This window comes from Dyadobacter alkalitolerans DSM 23607 (assembly GCF_000428845.1).
Taxonomy (GTDB): domain Bacteria; phylum Bacteroidota; class Bacteroidia; order Cytophagales; family Spirosomataceae; genus Dyadobacter; species Dyadobacter alkalitolerans.
The window spans coordinates 473,916-492,255 of record NZ_AUAS01000002.1; the positions used below are offsets into that span (position 1 = coordinate 473,916).

General features: G+C 49.7%; 9 protein-coding genes. 6 read left to right on the top strand and 3 right to left on the bottom strand.

Annotated features, from left to right (window positions below; all coding sequences use genetic code 11):
- Nucleotides 1–163 precede the first annotated feature (163 nt).
- From G395_RS0105150 to G395_RS0105175, 6 genes are all read left to right on the top strand, one after another.
- Nucleotides 164–3,319: a SusC/RagA family TonB-linked outer membrane protein gene (locus G395_RS0105150; RefSeq protein WP_026629091.1), complete on the top strand. Its 3,156-nt coding sequence runs from the start codon at nt 164–166 to the stop codon at nt 3,317–3,319.
- A gap of 12 nt (nt 3,320–3,331) precedes the next feature.
- On the top strand, nt 3,332–4,810 hold the full coding sequence (locus G395_RS0105155) for a SusD/RagB family nutrient-binding outer membrane lipoprotein (RefSeq protein ID WP_035360406.1): 1,479 nt from the start codon (nt 3,332–3,334) through the stop codon (nt 4,808–4,810).
- A 30-nt stretch (nt 4,811–4,840) separates the two neighbouring features.
- Complete coding sequence (locus G395_RS28615; protein WP_051349998.1) at nt 4,841–6,397, top strand: alkaline phosphatase family protein; 1,557 nt, start codon at nt 4,841–4,843, stop codon at nt 6,395–6,397.
- A 98-nt stretch (nt 6,398–6,495) separates the two neighbouring features.
- A complete protein-coding gene (locus tag G395_RS0105165; protein ID WP_026629093.1) occupies nt 6,496–7,890 on the top strand; it encodes an alkaline phosphatase in 1,395 nt (464 codons plus the stop codon).
- A gap of 152 nt (nt 7,891–8,042) precedes the next feature.
- Nucleotides 8,043–11,402: a SusC/RagA family TonB-linked outer membrane protein gene (locus G395_RS0105170; protein ID WP_026629094.1), complete on the top strand. Its 3,360-nt coding sequence runs from the start codon at nt 8,043–8,045 to the stop codon at nt 11,400–11,402.
- Nucleotides 11,403–11,412: 10 nt separating this feature from the next.
- Nucleotides 11,413–12,951, top strand: coding sequence for a RagB/SusD family nutrient uptake outer membrane protein (locus G395_RS0105175; RefSeq protein ID WP_051349999.1), 1,539 nt, complete (start codon nt 11,413–11,415; stop codon nt 12,949–12,951).
- Nucleotides 12,952–13,079: 128 nt separating this feature from the next.
- Here the strand turns inward: G395_RS0105175 and G395_RS0105180 are convergent, their stop codons facing one another.
- From G395_RS0105180 to G395_RS0105190, 3 genes are all read right to left on the bottom strand, one after another.
- Nucleotides 13,080–14,174, bottom strand: coding sequence for a phytase (locus G395_RS0105180; protein WP_026629096.1), 1,095 nt, complete (start codon nt 14,172–14,174; stop codon nt 13,080–13,082).
- A gap of 70 nt (nt 14,175–14,244) precedes the next feature.
- Nucleotides 14,245–15,501, bottom strand: coding sequence for a beta-helix domain-containing protein (locus tag G395_RS0105185; RefSeq protein WP_026629097.1), 1,257 nt, complete (start codon nt 15,499–15,501; stop codon nt 14,245–14,247).
- A gap of 39 nt (nt 15,502–15,540) precedes the next feature.
- Complete coding sequence (locus G395_RS0105190) at nt 15,541–18,300, bottom strand: TonB-dependent receptor (protein WP_035360407.1); 2,760 nt, start codon at nt 18,298–18,300, stop codon at nt 15,541–15,543.
- Nucleotides 18,301–18,340 lie beyond the last annotated feature (40 nt).

An 18,340-nucleotide genomic window follows, 5' to 3' on the forward strand; every position in this document is an offset into this window, starting at 1 on the left:
ACATGATGTAAAAGTTTGGAAACGAGATCACCAGTCAACTTTTTCATAACAAATCCATAACCTGCGCTTAACAATCTGCTGCACCTGAGAGAGATACCTTTGGGGTTTTAAAAAACGACCGGCGCAAACCCCGCATCCGGCGCTCACTTAACCCCTATTACTAATGAAACAACATTTACTACAAGCAATCGTTGCATTGCTCGTCGGATGCGGCATGTCGCTGCAAACATCCGCACAAGCTGTCACCGTCACCGGTAAGGTAACCGCCGCTACGGGTGAAGCACTTCCGGGTGTAAGCATCCTTATCAAAGGCAGTAATTCGGGAACGACAACGGATGGCAATGGTGCCTATACGCTCTCAGCGCCGTCGACCAGCGCCACTTTTATTTTTTCTGCCATTGGTTTTCTTTCGGAGGAACATACAATCGGCAACCGGAGCGTGCTGAACATTACATTAAAAGAGGACAACAAGCTGCTTAATGAGGTGGTTGTTACGGCTTTGGGCATCAAACGTGAAGAAAAATCACTGGGTTTTGCCGCGCAGACTATTAATGAAAATGCAGTAAAGGATGCCAAATCCAACAACTGGGTCAATACATTGTCCGGGAAAGTGGCCGGGCTGAACATTCAGGGTGCAGGCGCGGGACCTATGGGCTCTGCACGCATAACATTGCGGGGAGAGTCGTCGCTGAACCTGGATAACAACCAGGCTTTGATCGTGGTGGATGGTGTGCCTGTCAGCAGCCGCATTACAGGAACAGGCTTTAATTCGCACCTTTCTGCCGACAGTCCGGTGGATTACGGGTCGAGCTTGTCGGACATTAATCCCGATGATATCGAAAAAGTAACCGTGCTGAAAGGCCCGGGCGCTACGGCATTGTACGGAAGCCGTGCCGCAGGCGGGGCCATTATTATTACCACCAAGTCCGGCGTTCGTCAGGACAGGGGCATTGGGGTAACGGTGAATTCCAATTTCAGTTTTGAACAGATCAATCGCTATCCCGACTACCAGTTTGAATATGGAGAAGGAAGAAGCGGCGCTTATTTTTCATATCTCGACAGCGAAGACGGCCCCAACACCGCAACCACAGTGGCAGCCGGGCGTGCCTGGGGCCCCAAGTTCAACGGCCAGATGTATTACCAGTATAACCCCGATGCACCGGACGGTCGCCCGACGGTCCGCACGCCTTGGGTTGCCAACAAAGACTACATCTCAGGATTTTTCCAGACAGGGACTACGTTTTCAAATAGTATTTCTGTTGAAGGCGGTGGAGAAAACGGTTCTGCGCGCTTGTCTCTGACGCATTTGAAAAATAAATGGATTATCCCTAACACAGGCTTTGAAAGGATTAATGCGGCACTTTCTGTCAACCAAAAAGTTTCGAATAGACTGAAAATCAACGGGAAGGCAAACTATACCAACAAGAAAAGCGGCAATCTGCCTATGGCCGGCTATAACAACCAGTCGCTCATGTATTTCCTGATCCTGGGAACGACGCCGAACATTAAGCCCGAATGGTTTAAGCCTTACTGGGAGCCAGGTTTGGAAAATGTGAAACAAAGAAGCCCGTTCAACCCTACGCCCGATAACCCTTACCTGGGCATGTATGAAATGCTGAATAAGATGAACAAGCACGGGTTCATTGGCAATGTGTCGGCCAACTATGAGATCTCTCCGAAACTCGATCTTATGGTGCGCACGGGCTTGGATATGGCTTTTGAGTTCCGTTCGCAGCAGCGCCCGTTCAGCATGACGCGCTACCCGCGTGGCATGTATCGCGAGCAGAATGTATTCACCTACGAGTCCAACACAGACTTTTTATTAAATTATAAAGACAAAATCGCCAACCTCATCGACGTTACGGCTTCGGCGGGAGGTAACGCCATGCGGCAGTCGTACGACTTTGCCGGAATGTATGCCGACCAGCTTGCACAGCCCGGCATTTACCAGATTTCCAACAGCCTGGACCAGGCTGTGGCTGATCCTTTGAAAACCAAAAAGGCCATCAACAGCATTTACGCCGCGACACAGTTTTCGTGGGACGAAAAAATATTCTTGGACGTAACGGGCCGCAATGACTGGTCGAGCACATTGCCTTATGGCAACAACTCCTTCTTTTATCCTTCCGTGAGTTCCAGCTTTTTGCTGAATGAGCTTTTTGCCTTGCCGCGTGCGATCTCGTTTGCCAAATTCCGGGCTTCATGGGCACAGGTCGGAAACGATACGCGTCCGTATCAGACGGCCCGCTATTACGACCGGATCTACGGAAACAGCTTTACCAATTCCAACACCCTTTTCAATGCTGACCTGAAACCTGAGATCACGGCCAGCTATGAGTTTGGCCTGGATATCCGCCTGCTTAAAAACCTGGTGGGTCTGGATGTGGCTTACTATAACAACAACAGCCGCAACCAGATCCTGGCCATTCCTTTGGACCCGGTTTCAGGATATAACAATGCGTTGATCAATGCAGGGCTTATCAACAGCCGCGGCGTGGAGATCAAGCTGACGGGTAAGCCCGTTACATCCAGGAATTTCAGCTGGAACACAACATTACTCTGGTCAAGAAACAGAAGTTATGTAAAAGAGCTTGCTTCGGGCATTACCAACCAGGTCATTTATGCGCATAACACCAATGTGAGCATAGAGGCGCGCGTGGGCGGTCTGATGGGCGATATGTACGGGCGCGGCTTCCAGCGCGCACCGGATGGCCAGATCATTTATTCTTCGGTGGGGCTGCCTGCCGCCCTGGACCCAACGGCCAAAAAATGGGGGAATGCATTTGCAGACTGGAAAGCGAGTTTTTCCAATGAATTTACGATCCGCAATGTGCGTGTAAGCCTGCTGCTCGACGGTCAAATGGGCGGAGATATGTTCTCGCAAACCTCCCACAAAAACAATACACTCGGCAAAACAAAGGTCACATTACCGGGCCGCGAAGATGGGATCATTGGCCAGGGAGTGGTGAAACAGCCGGACGGAAGTTTTACGCCTAACACCGTAAAAGTGCCCGCCAGCTCCTATTACGACAACTATTACCAGATCGCAAATGCCGAAACCAACATTTTCGACGCTTCTTTCCTGAAAATCCGTGAGCTAAGGGTTGAGTTTAATCTGCCGCAGGCACTTCTTTCTAAAATCGGCGTACGCCAGACCAGTCTGGCTGTTTTCGGCAGGGACCTTTTCAATTTTACCAAATTTCCCGGCTTCGATCCTGAGGGCGGAAACCTGAACAATGGCACCCTGACGCCCGGCGTAGAACTGGCCCAATTCCCTTCCACCAGGACTATGGGAATGAACCTTACCCTGAAATTCTAATCCAAAGAAACCATGTTTAAAAAAGCATATATTCCCTTTTTGCTAATCCTAACGCTATTTGGATCCTGCACCAACAATTTCGAAGAGCTCAATACGGACCCGAATCGCCCGAAAGAGATAACGCCGGGTGTGATGCTGGGGCAATTGCAATACCAGATCGTGAACAGCACGGTGAATGCCAGCCGGAATTTTACGCATGAGCTCATGCAGGTGGACGCGCCGCGGGCCAGTGCCGGCGGAGGGGGTTTGCACCGCTACATTGTAAATCCCGGAAGCGGCGTTTGGAACAACTTTTACACGTATCTGAATGATATTGAGGACATTTACCTGATCGCGGATCGTTTGAATGAAAATAATTACAAGGCCATTTCGCTGATTTACAAAAGCTGGGCCTATTCCATCCTGACCGATCTTTACGGCGACGTGCCATATTCGCAGGCCACCAAAGCCATCGAAGGCAATTTTAAGCCGACCTTTGACAAACAAAAGGACATTTACATTCAGTTATTGAAGAACCTGGAAACGGCCAACACACTGTTGGACGACACGAAAGCGCTTACTTACGGTGGTGATATGCTTTATAATGCCAATGCATTGTCGGGCGGAAAAAATCCAGGGATTCTTAAATGGAAGAAGTTCTGCAACTCGCTCAGATTACGGTTACTGCTCCGCATTTCGAAGCGTGAAGGCGAAGTGAATGTGAAGGAACAGCTTACCGCTATTCTGGCAGATCCGGCTGCAAACCCTGTATTTACGGCCAGTTCGGACGAAGCCATCTTCCGTTATCCAGGCACATTTCCGTTTTTCAACCCGTTTTACAACGCGCGCCAGGTGGACTGGCGTGACGGCGTGTATTATACCAAATTTTTCATGGACCGCATGAACGACCTCGGCGATCCGCGTCGTGCAGCATGGGCAACCCAGGTTAAATCGGGGAGTGAGAATGTGTTCCGTGGCATTGAAAGTGGCTATCCTACCACGTTGGAATATGCCGTGGGAAGCAATTCCAGTTATTCGGATGCATTGAAGACATTGCCGCAACTTGGCGTGATGATGACCTGGGCCGAAGTCGAATTCATCAAGGCGGAGCTCGCATTGAAAGGTTTCAAAACCGGCTCCACTGCCGGACAGCATTATGAATCGGGCATTGCCGCCTCTATGGCGCAATGGGGTGTGACCGTTCCGGCAGGTTTTGCTGCCCAGCCGGGCATTGCCTTCAACGGCACGGCCTCCCCGGAAAAACAATTGGAGCAAATCATGCTGCAAAAGTATTATGCGTTCTTTTTTGTGGATTATCAATCATGGTTTGAAAAACGAAGGACCGGCTATCCCGTGCTGCCACGTGGCGCGGGCATCCCGGCGGAAAACACATTCCCTTCCCGCGTCCCCTATCCTACTTATCTGCAATCGCTTAACCCCGAGGCCCTGGCCGGAGCCGTGGCTTCCATGGGCGGTGACGACAGCGACATTAAAGTGTGGTGGGATAAGTAGTTTTTCAAATCCGTTTATTTTCATTACTATATGATTTTCAGAAATATAACCACCGCCCGGGCAGTCCTGATAGTTTGGACTGCCTTCGCTGCCCCTATCGCACAAGCGCAAAATCCCGCTGCGGAAAAGTCTTTGGACGGCAAGAACAAAACGCTCATCGTGTTCTTCGATGGCCTTCGTCCGGACTACATTACGGAGGAGCAAATGCCTAATTTATATGCATTTAAACAAAAAGCTTCGTACGGAAAAAACCATCACAGCGTATTTCCGACGGTAACGCGCGTAAATTCATCGTCCTATGCGACAGGGTCCTATCCTGGCACGCACGGACTTCTCGGCAACGCCGTTTACTTTCCGAAAGTGAGTCCTAATAAGGCGATCGGCACAACTTACCCGGATCTTATGAGAGCGCAGGATTCAGAGAATGGTCGTCTGCTGACGGCAGTTTCACTGGGTGAAGTGCTGGAAGCAGCCGGTGGCAAAATGATGGTTTTCAGCTCAGGAACCACGGGACAGGCTTTTTTGCAGAACCATAAAGTCGGTAAGGGCGCGATTATCAATCAGGAATTGATCCTGCCGGAATCGTTTAAGGCGCAGGTGATGGCCGACATTGGGCCTATGCCCAAAGGAACGGGCGATGTTTTTATCAAACACAAATGGATCGCGGACGCATTGCTGCACTATGGCTTGAAAAATGACGGCCCGCTCGTAAGTGCAATCTGGTTCTCAGATCCCGATGGCGCTGCGCACCGTTACGGGATAGGCTCAGAACAGGCGGTGGCGGCGATCAAGTATGTCGACGCGCAGTTTGGCCGCATCCTGGATTCGCTTTCAAGCAGGGGATTAAGGGAAAAATACAATCTGCTGATCTCAACCGATCATGGTTTTGTGACCCACACGGGCAAGCAGGACATAACGGACCTGCTCATTGCGGAGGGTTTGAAAAAGGACAAAGAATCTGATGACGTGGTGATTGCAGAGGGAGCTATTTACGTAAAAAACCACGATAAAAACCAGATCGAAAAAATCGTAGCCTTAATGCACAAAACGGACTGGATCGGCGCGGTTTTTACCAAACCTAAAAAGAAAGGGGATATGACCGGCTCGGTAAAGGGAACGTTGTCCTTTGACGCCATTCACTACAATCACCCGACGCGTTCCGGCGACATCCTCGTGGCACCAAACTGGAACGACGATAAAAATGATAAAGGCTTTGCCGGAACCGACTTTTCAGGAGGTGTTGCCGGGCACGGCGGATCGAGCCCCTATGAGATCAACATTGCTTTTTTTGCTGATGGCCCCGACTTTAAAAATGCATTTACCAGCGAGCTCCCGACTTCAAACATTGACATAGCGCCAACGGTGCTCGCCCTTTATGGCCTCAAAGCCCCGTCACAAATGGACGGCCGCGCATTATCGGAGTTTTTGCAAAACCAGAAAGCAGCTAGCAACAATGCCAAAAAGCAAGTAATAACAGCCGAGGCGAAGTATGATTGGGGCACTTACAAGTTACAGCTTGAAATGTCCGTATTAGGCAACTACAAGTATTTTGATTTTACCAAAACAGAAAGAAACAAGTCTAACTGATAACACTTTCTTCATATCCCGGCCCACAACTTAACCTGACGATAATACGCGCTCGACTAGTTTTGCGGTAAGCTAAAACTGAATATACCGAGCCTCAAATGAACAGAAGGGACTTTTTTACAAACGGTTCTGCCGGGCTCCTTGCCGGGCACATGACGCTTTTTGGAGAACGAAGCGACGCCAAAACATTTTCCAAAGGAAAACAGGGTGCAAAGAATATCATTTTCATGGTCAGTGACGGCATGAGCACGGGGACGCTGAACATGGCGGACCTGTTACTCAACCGGAAAGAAGGGCGCATGAGCAGCTGGATGAAGCTGTATGCCGAACAAACCGGTCGCCGGGGGTTCATGGAAACCTCTTCTTCCAATGCACTCGTCACCGATTCTGCGGCCGGAAGCTCGGCGTGGGGCGGCGGGAAAAAAGTCCCGAATGGAAACCTGAACGTGAATGCAGACGGGACTTTTAACAAACCAATTTTACAAAAATTTAAAGAGGCGGGAAAATCGGTTGGCTGCGTAACATCGGTGACGATCACGCATGCCACCCCTGCCGGATTTTGCATCAATAATAAGTCTCGCGGTGATGAGTCGGAAATTGCAGATCAATATCTGGACCTGAAATTCGACGTGATGATGGGTGGTGGCGCCGAGTTTTTTTCTGCTGAAAAACGGAAGGACAAAACGGACCTTTTTGCGGCCTACGAGAAAGCCGGTTATACGGTAGCGCGCAGCCGCGATGCAATGCTTGGCCTCAACAATGTACGAAAACCGGTCATGGGTGTGTACTGCGAGGGCGCGCTTCCCTATTCGCTGGATACATTCCAGGACGAACGGCTGCAAAAAGCTGTTCCGACATTGGCCGAAATGACGCAAAAAACGCTTGATCTTTTATCAAAAAACCCAAAGGGATTTGCGGTTCAGATCGAAGGAGGAAAAGTGGACTGGGCGGCACATTCCAATGATGCGGGCGGTTTGCTGTATGACCAGGTCGCGTTTGACCAGGCGGTGCAGGTAGCATTGGATTTTGCTGCAAAAGACAAAGAAACGCTCGTGATCATTACCACAGATCATGGCAATGCAAACCCGGGTCTTTTCGGCAGCGACAAGCAGTTTGATCTGCTGCAAAAGTTTAAACATACCAACAACTGGATACTGGGTGAGCTCGATAAAGTGCCCACAGCGGCGCAGCTCATCGAGCGAATCGAATTTGCACAGGGTTATGCCATCAAGCAATCCGAAGCCGAAAAAATCCTGGCGCGGTTCGGAAACAAGAATGAGTCGGGCCTATACATTGCCAACAAACCGCTCTTCCGGGAGTTGGCTGGAATCCAGACACATTATACCGGAATAGGCTGGGCCGGAATGGATCATTCTGCGGATTACGTGGAACTGGCGATGTTCGGACCGGGAAGCGAAACCCTTAAACCTTTTGTCAAAAACACCGAGCTGCACCATTTTATGCTTGATATGACCGGGGTCGCCAGGGCTTAGTCTGCCTTGTAAAATTCACATTACCTTAACATTTATCTCCTCGTGGCTTAACACGGGAAAGTTACTTTTGCGCCCTTATGGGGCGCTTTTTTTGTTTCAAACAGCAAAAAACCAAAAGTGTCTTCTTGTTAAAATTAAATTATAATCATTTTATGAAAAAACTACTTTTACCCATTGTCCATGTGGTAATTGCTGGTTCTCTGGTTTTCAGTGCATTCAGCCCCGCAGGGGCGGCCGGAGCAAAGCGCCATGACTCCAACTTGGAAGCCGGGACCCAGGCCCCGAAAATCCGGGTGACTGGCCGTGTGCTTGACGACAACGGAGATCCTTTGCTGGGTGTGACGGTGATTGAAAAGGGAAACAGCAGCCGCGGTGCGGTTACGGATGTGAACGGAGAATTTGTAATCGAGGCCGCTGTGGGTTCTACCCTGGTGTTTTCATTCGTCGGGTTCCTTGCGCATGAAGTGGTGATTTCGGACGAAAAACCGCTGAATATACAATTGAAGCAGGATGCAATGATGCTCGACGAGGTTGTGGCGGTGGGTTACCAGACGCTCAGAAAAAGCGATCTGACAGGTGCAGTTTCGAGTGTAAAGGCAAAAGAGTTGAACCTGACTACGCCGACCGTGGGGCAGGCCCTGGTCGGGAAAGTGGCTGGTGTGCAGATTTCGCAAGTGAGCGGTGCGCCCTATGTCGGCACCAAAATCCGTGTACGGGGCGTTGGCTCTATCAATGCGAGTTCAGATCCGCTTTATGTTGTTGATGGCTATCCTGCTGGTAATGATGTGTTTATCAATCCCAATGACATTGAATCGATTGATATTCTGAAAGATGCTGCGTCCGCAGCCATTTACGGCTCGCGTGCAGCAGGCGGCGTTGTCCTGATTACAACGAAGCGCGGGAAAGAAGGCAAAGGGAAGCTGGAATATGACTACCAGTTCGGGGTGCATCAGCTGGCCAAGAAAGTGGATATGCTCAATTCGTCTGATTTCGCCCAATTGCTGATCGACGGACGTAATAATACTTACCGCGACCTGATGGTGAGCGGAGGCAAGCAATGGAACGATGCGATGTTTTCGGACGACAATGCGACCCGGATCAAGAACCTGGGTGGCAGTGCAGGGTCGGTAAGTATCCCAAATGACATTTATGATTTTGCAAACCAGCGGGTGATCACACCTAAATATAACACAGACTGGCAGGATGAACTTTACCGCAATGCGCCGGTAAGCCGTCATAACATCAGTTTCAGCGGTGGGCAAAAAGGACTTCGGTATGCGCTGAGCGGCGGGCATCTTACCCAGCAAGGCATTATCCTGAGCACCAAGCAGGAACGTACCAATTTCCGGGCGAACATTGACGCGGATGTGAACAAGAAAGTGAAAGTGGGCGCTAACCTGGCATTTACCTATAATACCAACCGTGAAGTGCAGGAAGGGCGCTTTAACCAGGGGCCGATCCTGGGAGCGCTGGTTTATATGCCGATTTTCAAAGCCTATAATGAAGACGGCTCGCTGGCTAAAAATGAGGCGGCGGCGCTGAGCTCGGGGTTTGGTTTGCAATCCATTGAAAACCCGGTAGCACTGGCCACAGAAACGCACATTAACCGAACCGGTCAGCGTGGGACATACAACGGTTTTGCAACGTTTGAGATCGTCAAGGACCTGAATTTCAAGGTTAACCTGGGCCTACAGACTTACAGCGAAAAATACGAATTCTACCGTCCAACCAGCCTGAGCGAGGGTGCCAACCCGCCGGGATCGCCACAGGCCATTGCGGCCGCAAATGCTGTGGCGCGCACGGTAAACTTCATGGATAAGCTTGCCGAATTTACCCTTAATTACAAAAAAGCATGGGGCAAGCACAGCTTCGACGGGCTGGTAGGTTATACCGCGCAGCAAAATAACCGTGATGTGATTTCGGTTACAGCACGCGGATTCCAGAATGACCGGATCGAGGAGATTACCGGGAAAGGCGCAGATGCCATTTACTTTGGCCTTAACACGGGTAACCCCGAAGGAGATGGCACCGGTAAAACTGACTGGACGCTGCTCTCCTATCTGGCCCGTGCCGTTTACAACTTTGATAACAAATATTACCTGACGGCATCTTTCCGCACCGACGGATCGTCGCGTTTCGGTCCTAATAACCGTTGGGGAAGCTTCCCATCTGTTTCGGCCGGCTGGAACATTTCGAATGAGCCGTTTTACAATGACCTACTGGGCAAAGCTTCCACAATGAAATTGCGTGCAAGCTGGGGACTGAGCGGGAATAACAACATTGGTAACTATAACTTCCTGCAAACAATGGCTGCGCCGGGCGGCGTGGTTTTCGGGAACGGATCGGTGAATACTGCATTGTGGGCCGAGGGGATCAAAGATCAGGATCTGGGCTGGGAATCTACTTCGCAATACAATGTGGGCCTGGACCTGGGATTGTTTGATGACAGACTTTCCATCATTGCCAACTATTATCTGAGCCGCTCTTACAACCTGCTTTTCAACCAGCCGCTTTCAGCGATTTCCGGCTCGTCGACTATTTTAACAAACCTGAAAAACTCCAAAGTGCAGAACACCGGGTTTGATATCCAGGCCGATGCACGCGTGATCTCGAAACGTGATTTCAACCTCAACATCACCGGTAATTTTTCGATAAACCGCAATAAGGTCCTTGATATGGGAGGTGCCAACACGATCCTTTCGACAGGCGCTGAGCGTTCCTATATAACGCACATTACACAGCAGGGACAACCCATCGGTATGTTTTATGGGTTTAAAGTAAAAGGCATGGTTCGCGAAGCGGATATGGAGAACCTGGAAGCGGATAATGCGGCTTACAATGCATCCACCCAAAAATTCCCAGCCGGTTATGTGTTGAAAGGCCCTGCGCGTTCAACGGCTTCTACAAACCCGCTGCGTCCGGGTGATCTTTATTTTGAAGATATCAATGGTGACGGGGTTGTGAATGATGCGGATAAGCAGGTGATCGGCACACCGCATCCGAAATTCACTTACGGATTTGCTATTTCGGCCAGCTACAAAAATTTCGATTTCAGCTCGTCGTTCAACGGGATCTACGGCAACCAGGTGCTGGACGGACAGGATTATTACATTTTCAATATGGAAGGTTCGGGTAACCAGTATTCCAAAGTGCTGAACCGTTACCGTTCGGAAGCTGAGCCGGGAGATGGAAAAATATATCGCGCTGCACGCGGAGGCACGCAAAGCAACAGCACGCGGTTATCGACATTCTACCTGCAGGACGGTTCTTTCCTGAGATGTACAAACCTGACATTAGCCTACAATTTCCCTCAGATTGCCCAGATCAGCAAAAATGCGATCAGTAACCTGCGGATTTACGTGGGAGTAGACAATGCATTTACCCTGACCAAATATCTCGGCTATAACCCGGAAGTTGATTACAACAACGGTTCCAACCTGACGCCGGGTGTTGATTATGGCAAATATCCACTTGCCCGCGCCTACAACATTGGTGCCCGTATCACATTTTAATTCAGCAGCTATGTTTGACACAAAATATAAATTTTCCCATATCCTTACTGCGCTCGCACTTTGCGTGCTAACCTCCTGCTCCACTGATTTTATTGACCTTGAAAACCCCAATGCGGTTTCCAATGCATCATTCTACCAGTCGCCCGGCGAAGTGGAAGCGGCCGTAAATGGCATTTATCAATCTTTGCGCAATGGGAACGGAATCGGCGAAACGAGCGCGCTTTACAGCGAAGAGCGTTCGGACAATACAGGCCGGAATGACAACCAGTCGAACGCGGGTGAGCCGTTCCAGTTCAATGATTTTTCACTTTTGCCCAGCAACACTTACCTTAAAAGCCACTGGCTGGCATTATACCAGACCATTACGCGCTCGAACCAGGTTTTGGAGGGGATTGAAAAGGTGAATTTCACGGACAATGACCTGAAAGAAAAATACAAGGCAGAAGCGAAATTCATGCGTGCGCTCATCTACTTCCACCTGGTGCGGAGATGGGGCGACGTGCCCTTGATCACCCGGCCATTGACATTTGCCGAAGTGCAGGCAAGCACGTTCCGGGAGAAGCAGGATATAGTGTACCAGCAGATTGTCACTGACTTAACCGACGCCGTCAACAGCACATTACCCAATGTCCAGACAACTGCTACCAAAGGGAAAGTGACCAAAGCTGCGGCGAATGCTTTGCTCGGACAAGTGTATCTAACCATGGCGACCACACTGGACCCGGCAAAGCGGACGGAGAACCTGAACAAAGCAAAAAACCATCTGACCGCCTGCTATGAGCTGCGCACTTTCGCGACATTAAAAGATATCCCTTATGCGGATGTTTTCGATGTAGCCAAAAAATCCACGGTGCCTGAAATCATCTTCCAGGTGGTTAACAAGCAGGGCGACATTAATTTTTCTTCTGCCATTGCGCGGAATAATCAGGCAAAAGGTGAAACGATCAACTCATTGATCAATTCAACGGGCGCTGGTGGCAATGTGACGCCTGACCTTGTGTTGGATTATGAGGATGCGGATGTAAGAAAGGATTTCAACATCAAATTTGCCAACGACCCGATCGTACGCGATTATTTCATTACCAAATTCCGGGATGCCAGTCCGGCTGCAACCAACCAGGGTTTTGGAGGAAATGACTGGATCTTGATTCGTTATGCTGATGTGATTTTAATGCTGGCGGAAGTCAATATGCATCTGGGCAATGAACCGGCCGCCATCGGTTTTCTGGATCAGGTAAGGGAACGCGCCGGGTTGCCATTGTACGCAGCATCGATCCGTAACACCGCTTACCGCGCCAAATACCCGACATTGAAACTGGCAATCCTTCACGAGCGCCGTGCGGAGCTGGCATTTGAAAACCACCGCTGGTTTGATCTGCTGCGTTTCTTCTCAACCGATGAACTCGTTGCGTATTTCAAGGCCAAAAGCCAGGATAATTTTGGTCTTGCCAAACTATCGAACTTCGGCCCCAAAGACCGCTATTACCCGATCCCATTTGATGAATACAAACTGGACCCAACCAAAATGTACCAGAACCCGGGATATTGATCTAATAAACAAAGTCTCAATTTGAGACACACGAAAATAGCCGGACATTGCTGTCCGGCTATTTTTATTTGACCAACATGAAACAATTATATTCCGGATATGCTATGCCACTTCTGTTATGAAGAAAGTCACTTTATTTTCAGAAGCGTGCTGCCCGCGATGTCCTCCCAGCGGTACAAGTGGAAGGTCTTATCATCGCTCATAGCGACAAAAAGTCCTTTTGGGAAATCGGCATTCAATGGAACAGACACTGTTTCAGAACCATCGCTTTTGTTTGCCAGAACAGTGATTTTTTTCAAAAGGGTGTGCTTGTTGGCATCGACGGCATCTCCTTCACGCGGGAAGATCTGGAAACTGTTGGCTCCCTGGTCCGAAACGAGAATGTAGCCGGTGCTGTCTGTAAGCTCATAAATGGATATGCCTTCATGGTCTTCGGTAAAACCGGTTGTTGCAAACAACGCCAGCTCTGCATTGCCCTTTTCGGGATCGGCGTAATATTTCCGCACACCTTTGCCTTCATCGGAATAATACACATAGCCCAATTTGTCATCTACCGCTATGGCCTCGATTTCTTTCAGCCCGCTATAAGCACCGAATTTCCGGACCAATGTTGCCTTTACGTTATCCCTACCATTGTCTTCCAGCAAATATTGCCACAAATAAGTGCCGTCCGTAGGGCCGGATTTCCGGCCGACAATTGCATAAATTTTTCCTGAAACATTCTTGTACAGCGCAATCCCCATCAGGTCGCGCTGGTTTTCACCCTGCTGTCCCTCAAAGACTGCTATGCCGCCTCCATCCAAGGGTTTCATGTCCGGTAAAGCATAAATCCGGAGCTTGTGGGTGAAACGTTCGGTGGTGACAGCGATGTCGGTTTTCTTGCCATTGAGCATCAATCCATACTCGATGTCTACATTATCGGGGCGCTGTAAGCCGTGTACAGTCTTGTCTTTCAGCATTTTCCCTTTCAGGTCAAACACGTACAAGCCGCCATTCTGGTCTTTATCTGTTCCAATGATGAGGCTCGCCGCGGGATCTGCCGGGTTGATCCATACAGCCGGATCGTCGGTATCGTGGGCAACGGTGTCTGTTATATAGCGCGGCTTGATGACGGCAAGCGTGTCCTCCGCAGCTGCTGCTTGATCGGCATGAAGCTGTTTTTTTTCACCGCAGGAAGTTAATACGGAGCCGCAGCCAAAAAGTAAAATGATAAATCCTTTCACAAAAATTCCAGTTAAAAAAGCAAAAGAAGCCCTCCCAATGCTGCAATGTGCACACCGGGAGGGTTTGAGATTATTTTGTTCCAAATGCCCCTGCGTAGCTTGCTGGCGCGGGAGATTTGTAAGTAACACCGTTCACAAGCAGCCCCTCGGCGTACAAGCGTGTAAAATCTGTTTTTCCTTTGCCCAATGCAGGTGAACCTGCCTGCAAATGAAAGTCCCACTGCGTGTTGAACGTCGCATTGTTCATGGCTGTGGTCAGTGGATAGTTCACAAACTTAGGATCATTCTCACCGGCTTTTGCGGAGATAAGGTCATTCGCTCCCTTCACGATCTCGGCCGATGGCTGAAACTGATTCGTTGTAGTCTGGTCTGCACCGTAGTAGAATGTATTGGCAATTACCGAGCGCGCATCTTCCGGATCGCCCGCGTCGCGTTTGATGCCGTAGCGGTCGTTGGCAAGCAGGTTATTGTACAAATCCGCCCGAACACCCGATTCCACCCAGATCGACCCGCCTTTGGTCGTAGGCCTTCTCCAGCCTGCATTCACAATCGTATTGTTATAGCCCACAACATAAGCCTGCGGCGTGCGCTCACCAGAGTTTGAAAGTTTCAATGCATTGGTATTGGGACTATACACGACATTGAACGCAACGTCTGCCTGCACCCCGGACTTGATATTGATCGCATCCCCGCCCGATACGCCTGTGGTATAGAACATGTTATTGGCAATGATTACTTTTCCGCCTTCAATGTAGAATCCGTCTTCGTTGAAATTGCGGATCGTGCTGTTAACAACAATGAATTTACCATTGATATTCATAAAATAAGCCACCGGAACGTGCTCGCCCGCCTCGGCTTTGTAAAGTCCCGCTTTTACGGATGGAGACTCTTCTGTCGTTACCGCACCGCCGTATTCGAGGATTGTGTTACTCAGGACCAGCTCGGTCGTGTTGGGTCCGGCAACCAGTCCGCCCCAAAGATTTCCGAATTGATTACCCGGCGTTTTCCAGGCATCGGGAACCGTAAATATGACGGGCGCCGCCGCCGTACCCAGGCTATACAGATTACCCAGCACAACCACTTCCGGTTTCACAACCGAATCGCTGAACAACACCGTCACGCCTTCCTCAATGGTCAGCGACTTACCCGCGGGGACCTGAATGTGGCCGGTTATTTTATATGTGCCACCTTTGGTCCAGACACCGGAAACTTCTCCCGAAACTGATTCTTCAACAACCGGAACCAGGGGCGTCAGCTCCGTATCGTCATCACTGCAGCTGGCTAGTGCGAAAATCGCTAAACCCGCCGCCAGAATTGTGTGTTTCATTTTCAACGTGTACATGTTTTTTTGTTTTGTATGAATTGTTTAAAATTTGATTCTCGCTCCTAGCAAATAGGATCTTTGGTAAAAATCCCTTCTGATTAATGTTCCCTCGCCCAGGTCCTGGCCCGGCGCACCCTCATTCTTCGGACTCCGCGTTTTCATGTATACTTCCATAGGTGTGTTGAGCAGATTATTGGCTTTGATAAATATTCCTAAACCGTTTTTGAAGGTTTTTTCCAGAGAAGCATCCAATTGTACGAAGCCTTTTTGCCAAAGATCATTGTCCAGAAACTGCGCTACTGTATTGATACGGTCACCCGTATACGATCCTGCGAGTTGCGCATCAATGCCACGGTCGGCATCCTTTAACAGCACCGACAAATTTCCTACATGCGCCGACTGGCCATAGAGCGGGCGGGTCTGGTCTACGCTGATCGTTGCCAGATCACCTTTGACATCCCTGATGCGTTTCGATTTCGGGGTAGTGATCTGTGAATGCGTATAAGTGTAGTTGGCCTTGATCCCTATGAGCCTGAAATATTTGATATAATCCACTTCCAGACCGTAATTGGTTGCATTTCCAAAGTTTCCGGGCGCGTAGTAAATGTCCTGGCCCCGGTTTGCATCGCGTTGCAGGGTGTACTCAATCGGGTCTTTGATGTGTTTGTAAAACAAACCGACCATCAGTTGCTCCGCAGGCTTTGGGAAAAGCTCGTACCGCAGGTCAATGTTGTCGGCGATCGCCCTTTTCAGATCTGCATTTCCGCGTTCCTGATATTCTTCCTGTACAATGCGGTAAGGAACGATCTCGAAAAACCCGGGGCGGTTAAGCGACCTGAAATAGGATGCCCTGAGGTTTACATTTTCCCTGGTTTTGTATTTAAAATGAATGCTCGGCAACACGTCGGTGTAAACCTGCTTGCCTTCCGGGCGCTCCTCCCCGATCGGGAAAAGCATCTTGTAACCCTGGTCCGTTGCCTCTACCCTGACGCCACCCAGCACTTCCAGTGTCTCCGTGCCCGCTTTAAATTGAAGATAACCCGCCCTGATCTGCTCGCTTGCATCATAGTTCAGTGCGGACGCAACGGACCCTCTGGGGTTTTGTACAACCCACCGGATCTGGGTGTAATCCGTAAAATCGGTTCCGAACTGGTCAAATGGGCGTGACGGACGCAGTTGGTAATTGTTATAAAAATTGCTTCTGGCTTTGTCCCGATATAGTCCGCCCGCCGACCATTCGGTCCGGACATTGCCTATCGGCCATGCGTAAGTGAGATTCAAATAGCCCGACCAGTCGCGATCCGTGTTGTGTTCCCACCGCCTCATAGCGTCTCCTACTGTTGTCCGTTTTTCAATAAAATTCTCACGGATTCCCAGCAAAGGCACATTGGCATTATCGGGCACTTCATTGGTTGCCTTGGAATAAACTGCCGACCATTGCACGGCAAAACGGCCTGTAAGCTGATGCTTGCCTTGCAATGTGCTGTTCAAAATCCGCTGCCTGGTCAGCCTCGATCTCGTGGTATAACCGAGTGTTGCATTGCCCAGCACAGGATCATAACCGCCAATGGTCAGCTGCGTCGATTTCACATCCCTGACCTGCACATTGGTAAGGCTCATCCATGCATTGTAAAACTGGATTTTGTGTTTGTCATTGATCCGGTAATCCATCTTGGAATGAAGCCCATAGCGCGTTTGCTGCTCCGAATATTGACGCTCGCTCATATTTGTAAGCGTTTCGCCCCGAAGCGTATCCACACTTTCGGAATTAAAGAAAAGGCTATTGCTTCCGCGGAATGTATTCTGATAGCTGCCCGCCAGTAAAACCCCCAGCCTATTGTTCAGAAAACGGTTTCCGATGGCCAGGCTGCCGAGCAGATTAGGAAGTGGGGATTTAGACGAATAATCAACCGGAGCTTTCGTAAAATCCTGCGGCGTGGCGTTATACTGGTTTCCGTTCCGCTCATAAGGCGATTTGGATTGAATGTTTTTGAAATCGTAACCCTTAAAATCGCGTCTCAGAAAAAGCTCATTGTAACCCGTCGAAATGGTCCCGGAAACAGTGAAATGGTCGGGCGCGTCTTTCATGACCATATTAATGGCTCCGCCTACGGCATCACCTTCCATCGATGGCGTCAATGCTTTGTAAACTTCCAGTCTGTCCAGCAGATCCGACGGGAAAATGTCCAGCGGCACATAACGGTATTTATTATCCGGGCTCGGGATTTTCACTCCGTTTACCAGTGTATAATTGTAACGTTTGTCCATGCCTCTCAGGATCGCATGCTGGCCGTCACCATTGCTGTTGCGCTCAATAGTAACTCCCGAAATCCGCTGGATCACATTGGCCACGGTCAGATCTGGCGAAATCTCGATCGTCTTGCCGGAGACAATGTTCATTACTTGCCCTGCATTGCGTTCCAGCGACCTGGCCGACTGATCGCTTGTCCCGTCTTTCTTTCCATAAACCTCAATTTCATGCAGCTCATGATCGCTTGCCGTTTGCAGCAACAGGTCCAGGTGCACGACTTCATTGGCATCAATTGTAAAATCCTTCTGGGTTAAGGCATAGGAAATATGCCGGACAATGAGCCGGTAGGAACCGCTTTGCAGGTTTGGAATTATAAAAGATCCGTCCAGTCCGGATACATCATGAAAGTCTGTTCCTTCAATCATCACAACCACGCCCAATGCAGGTTCGCCGGTTGCGGCTTCCAATAATTTTCCTTTAACAGTTCCTGCCTGCAAAAGTGACGAGGAGAGCATTGCAAGCAACAGGGATGTGTAAATCTTTATCAGCATATATCAATTCGCATTCGACATTTTAAATCCTGTCGGCGCG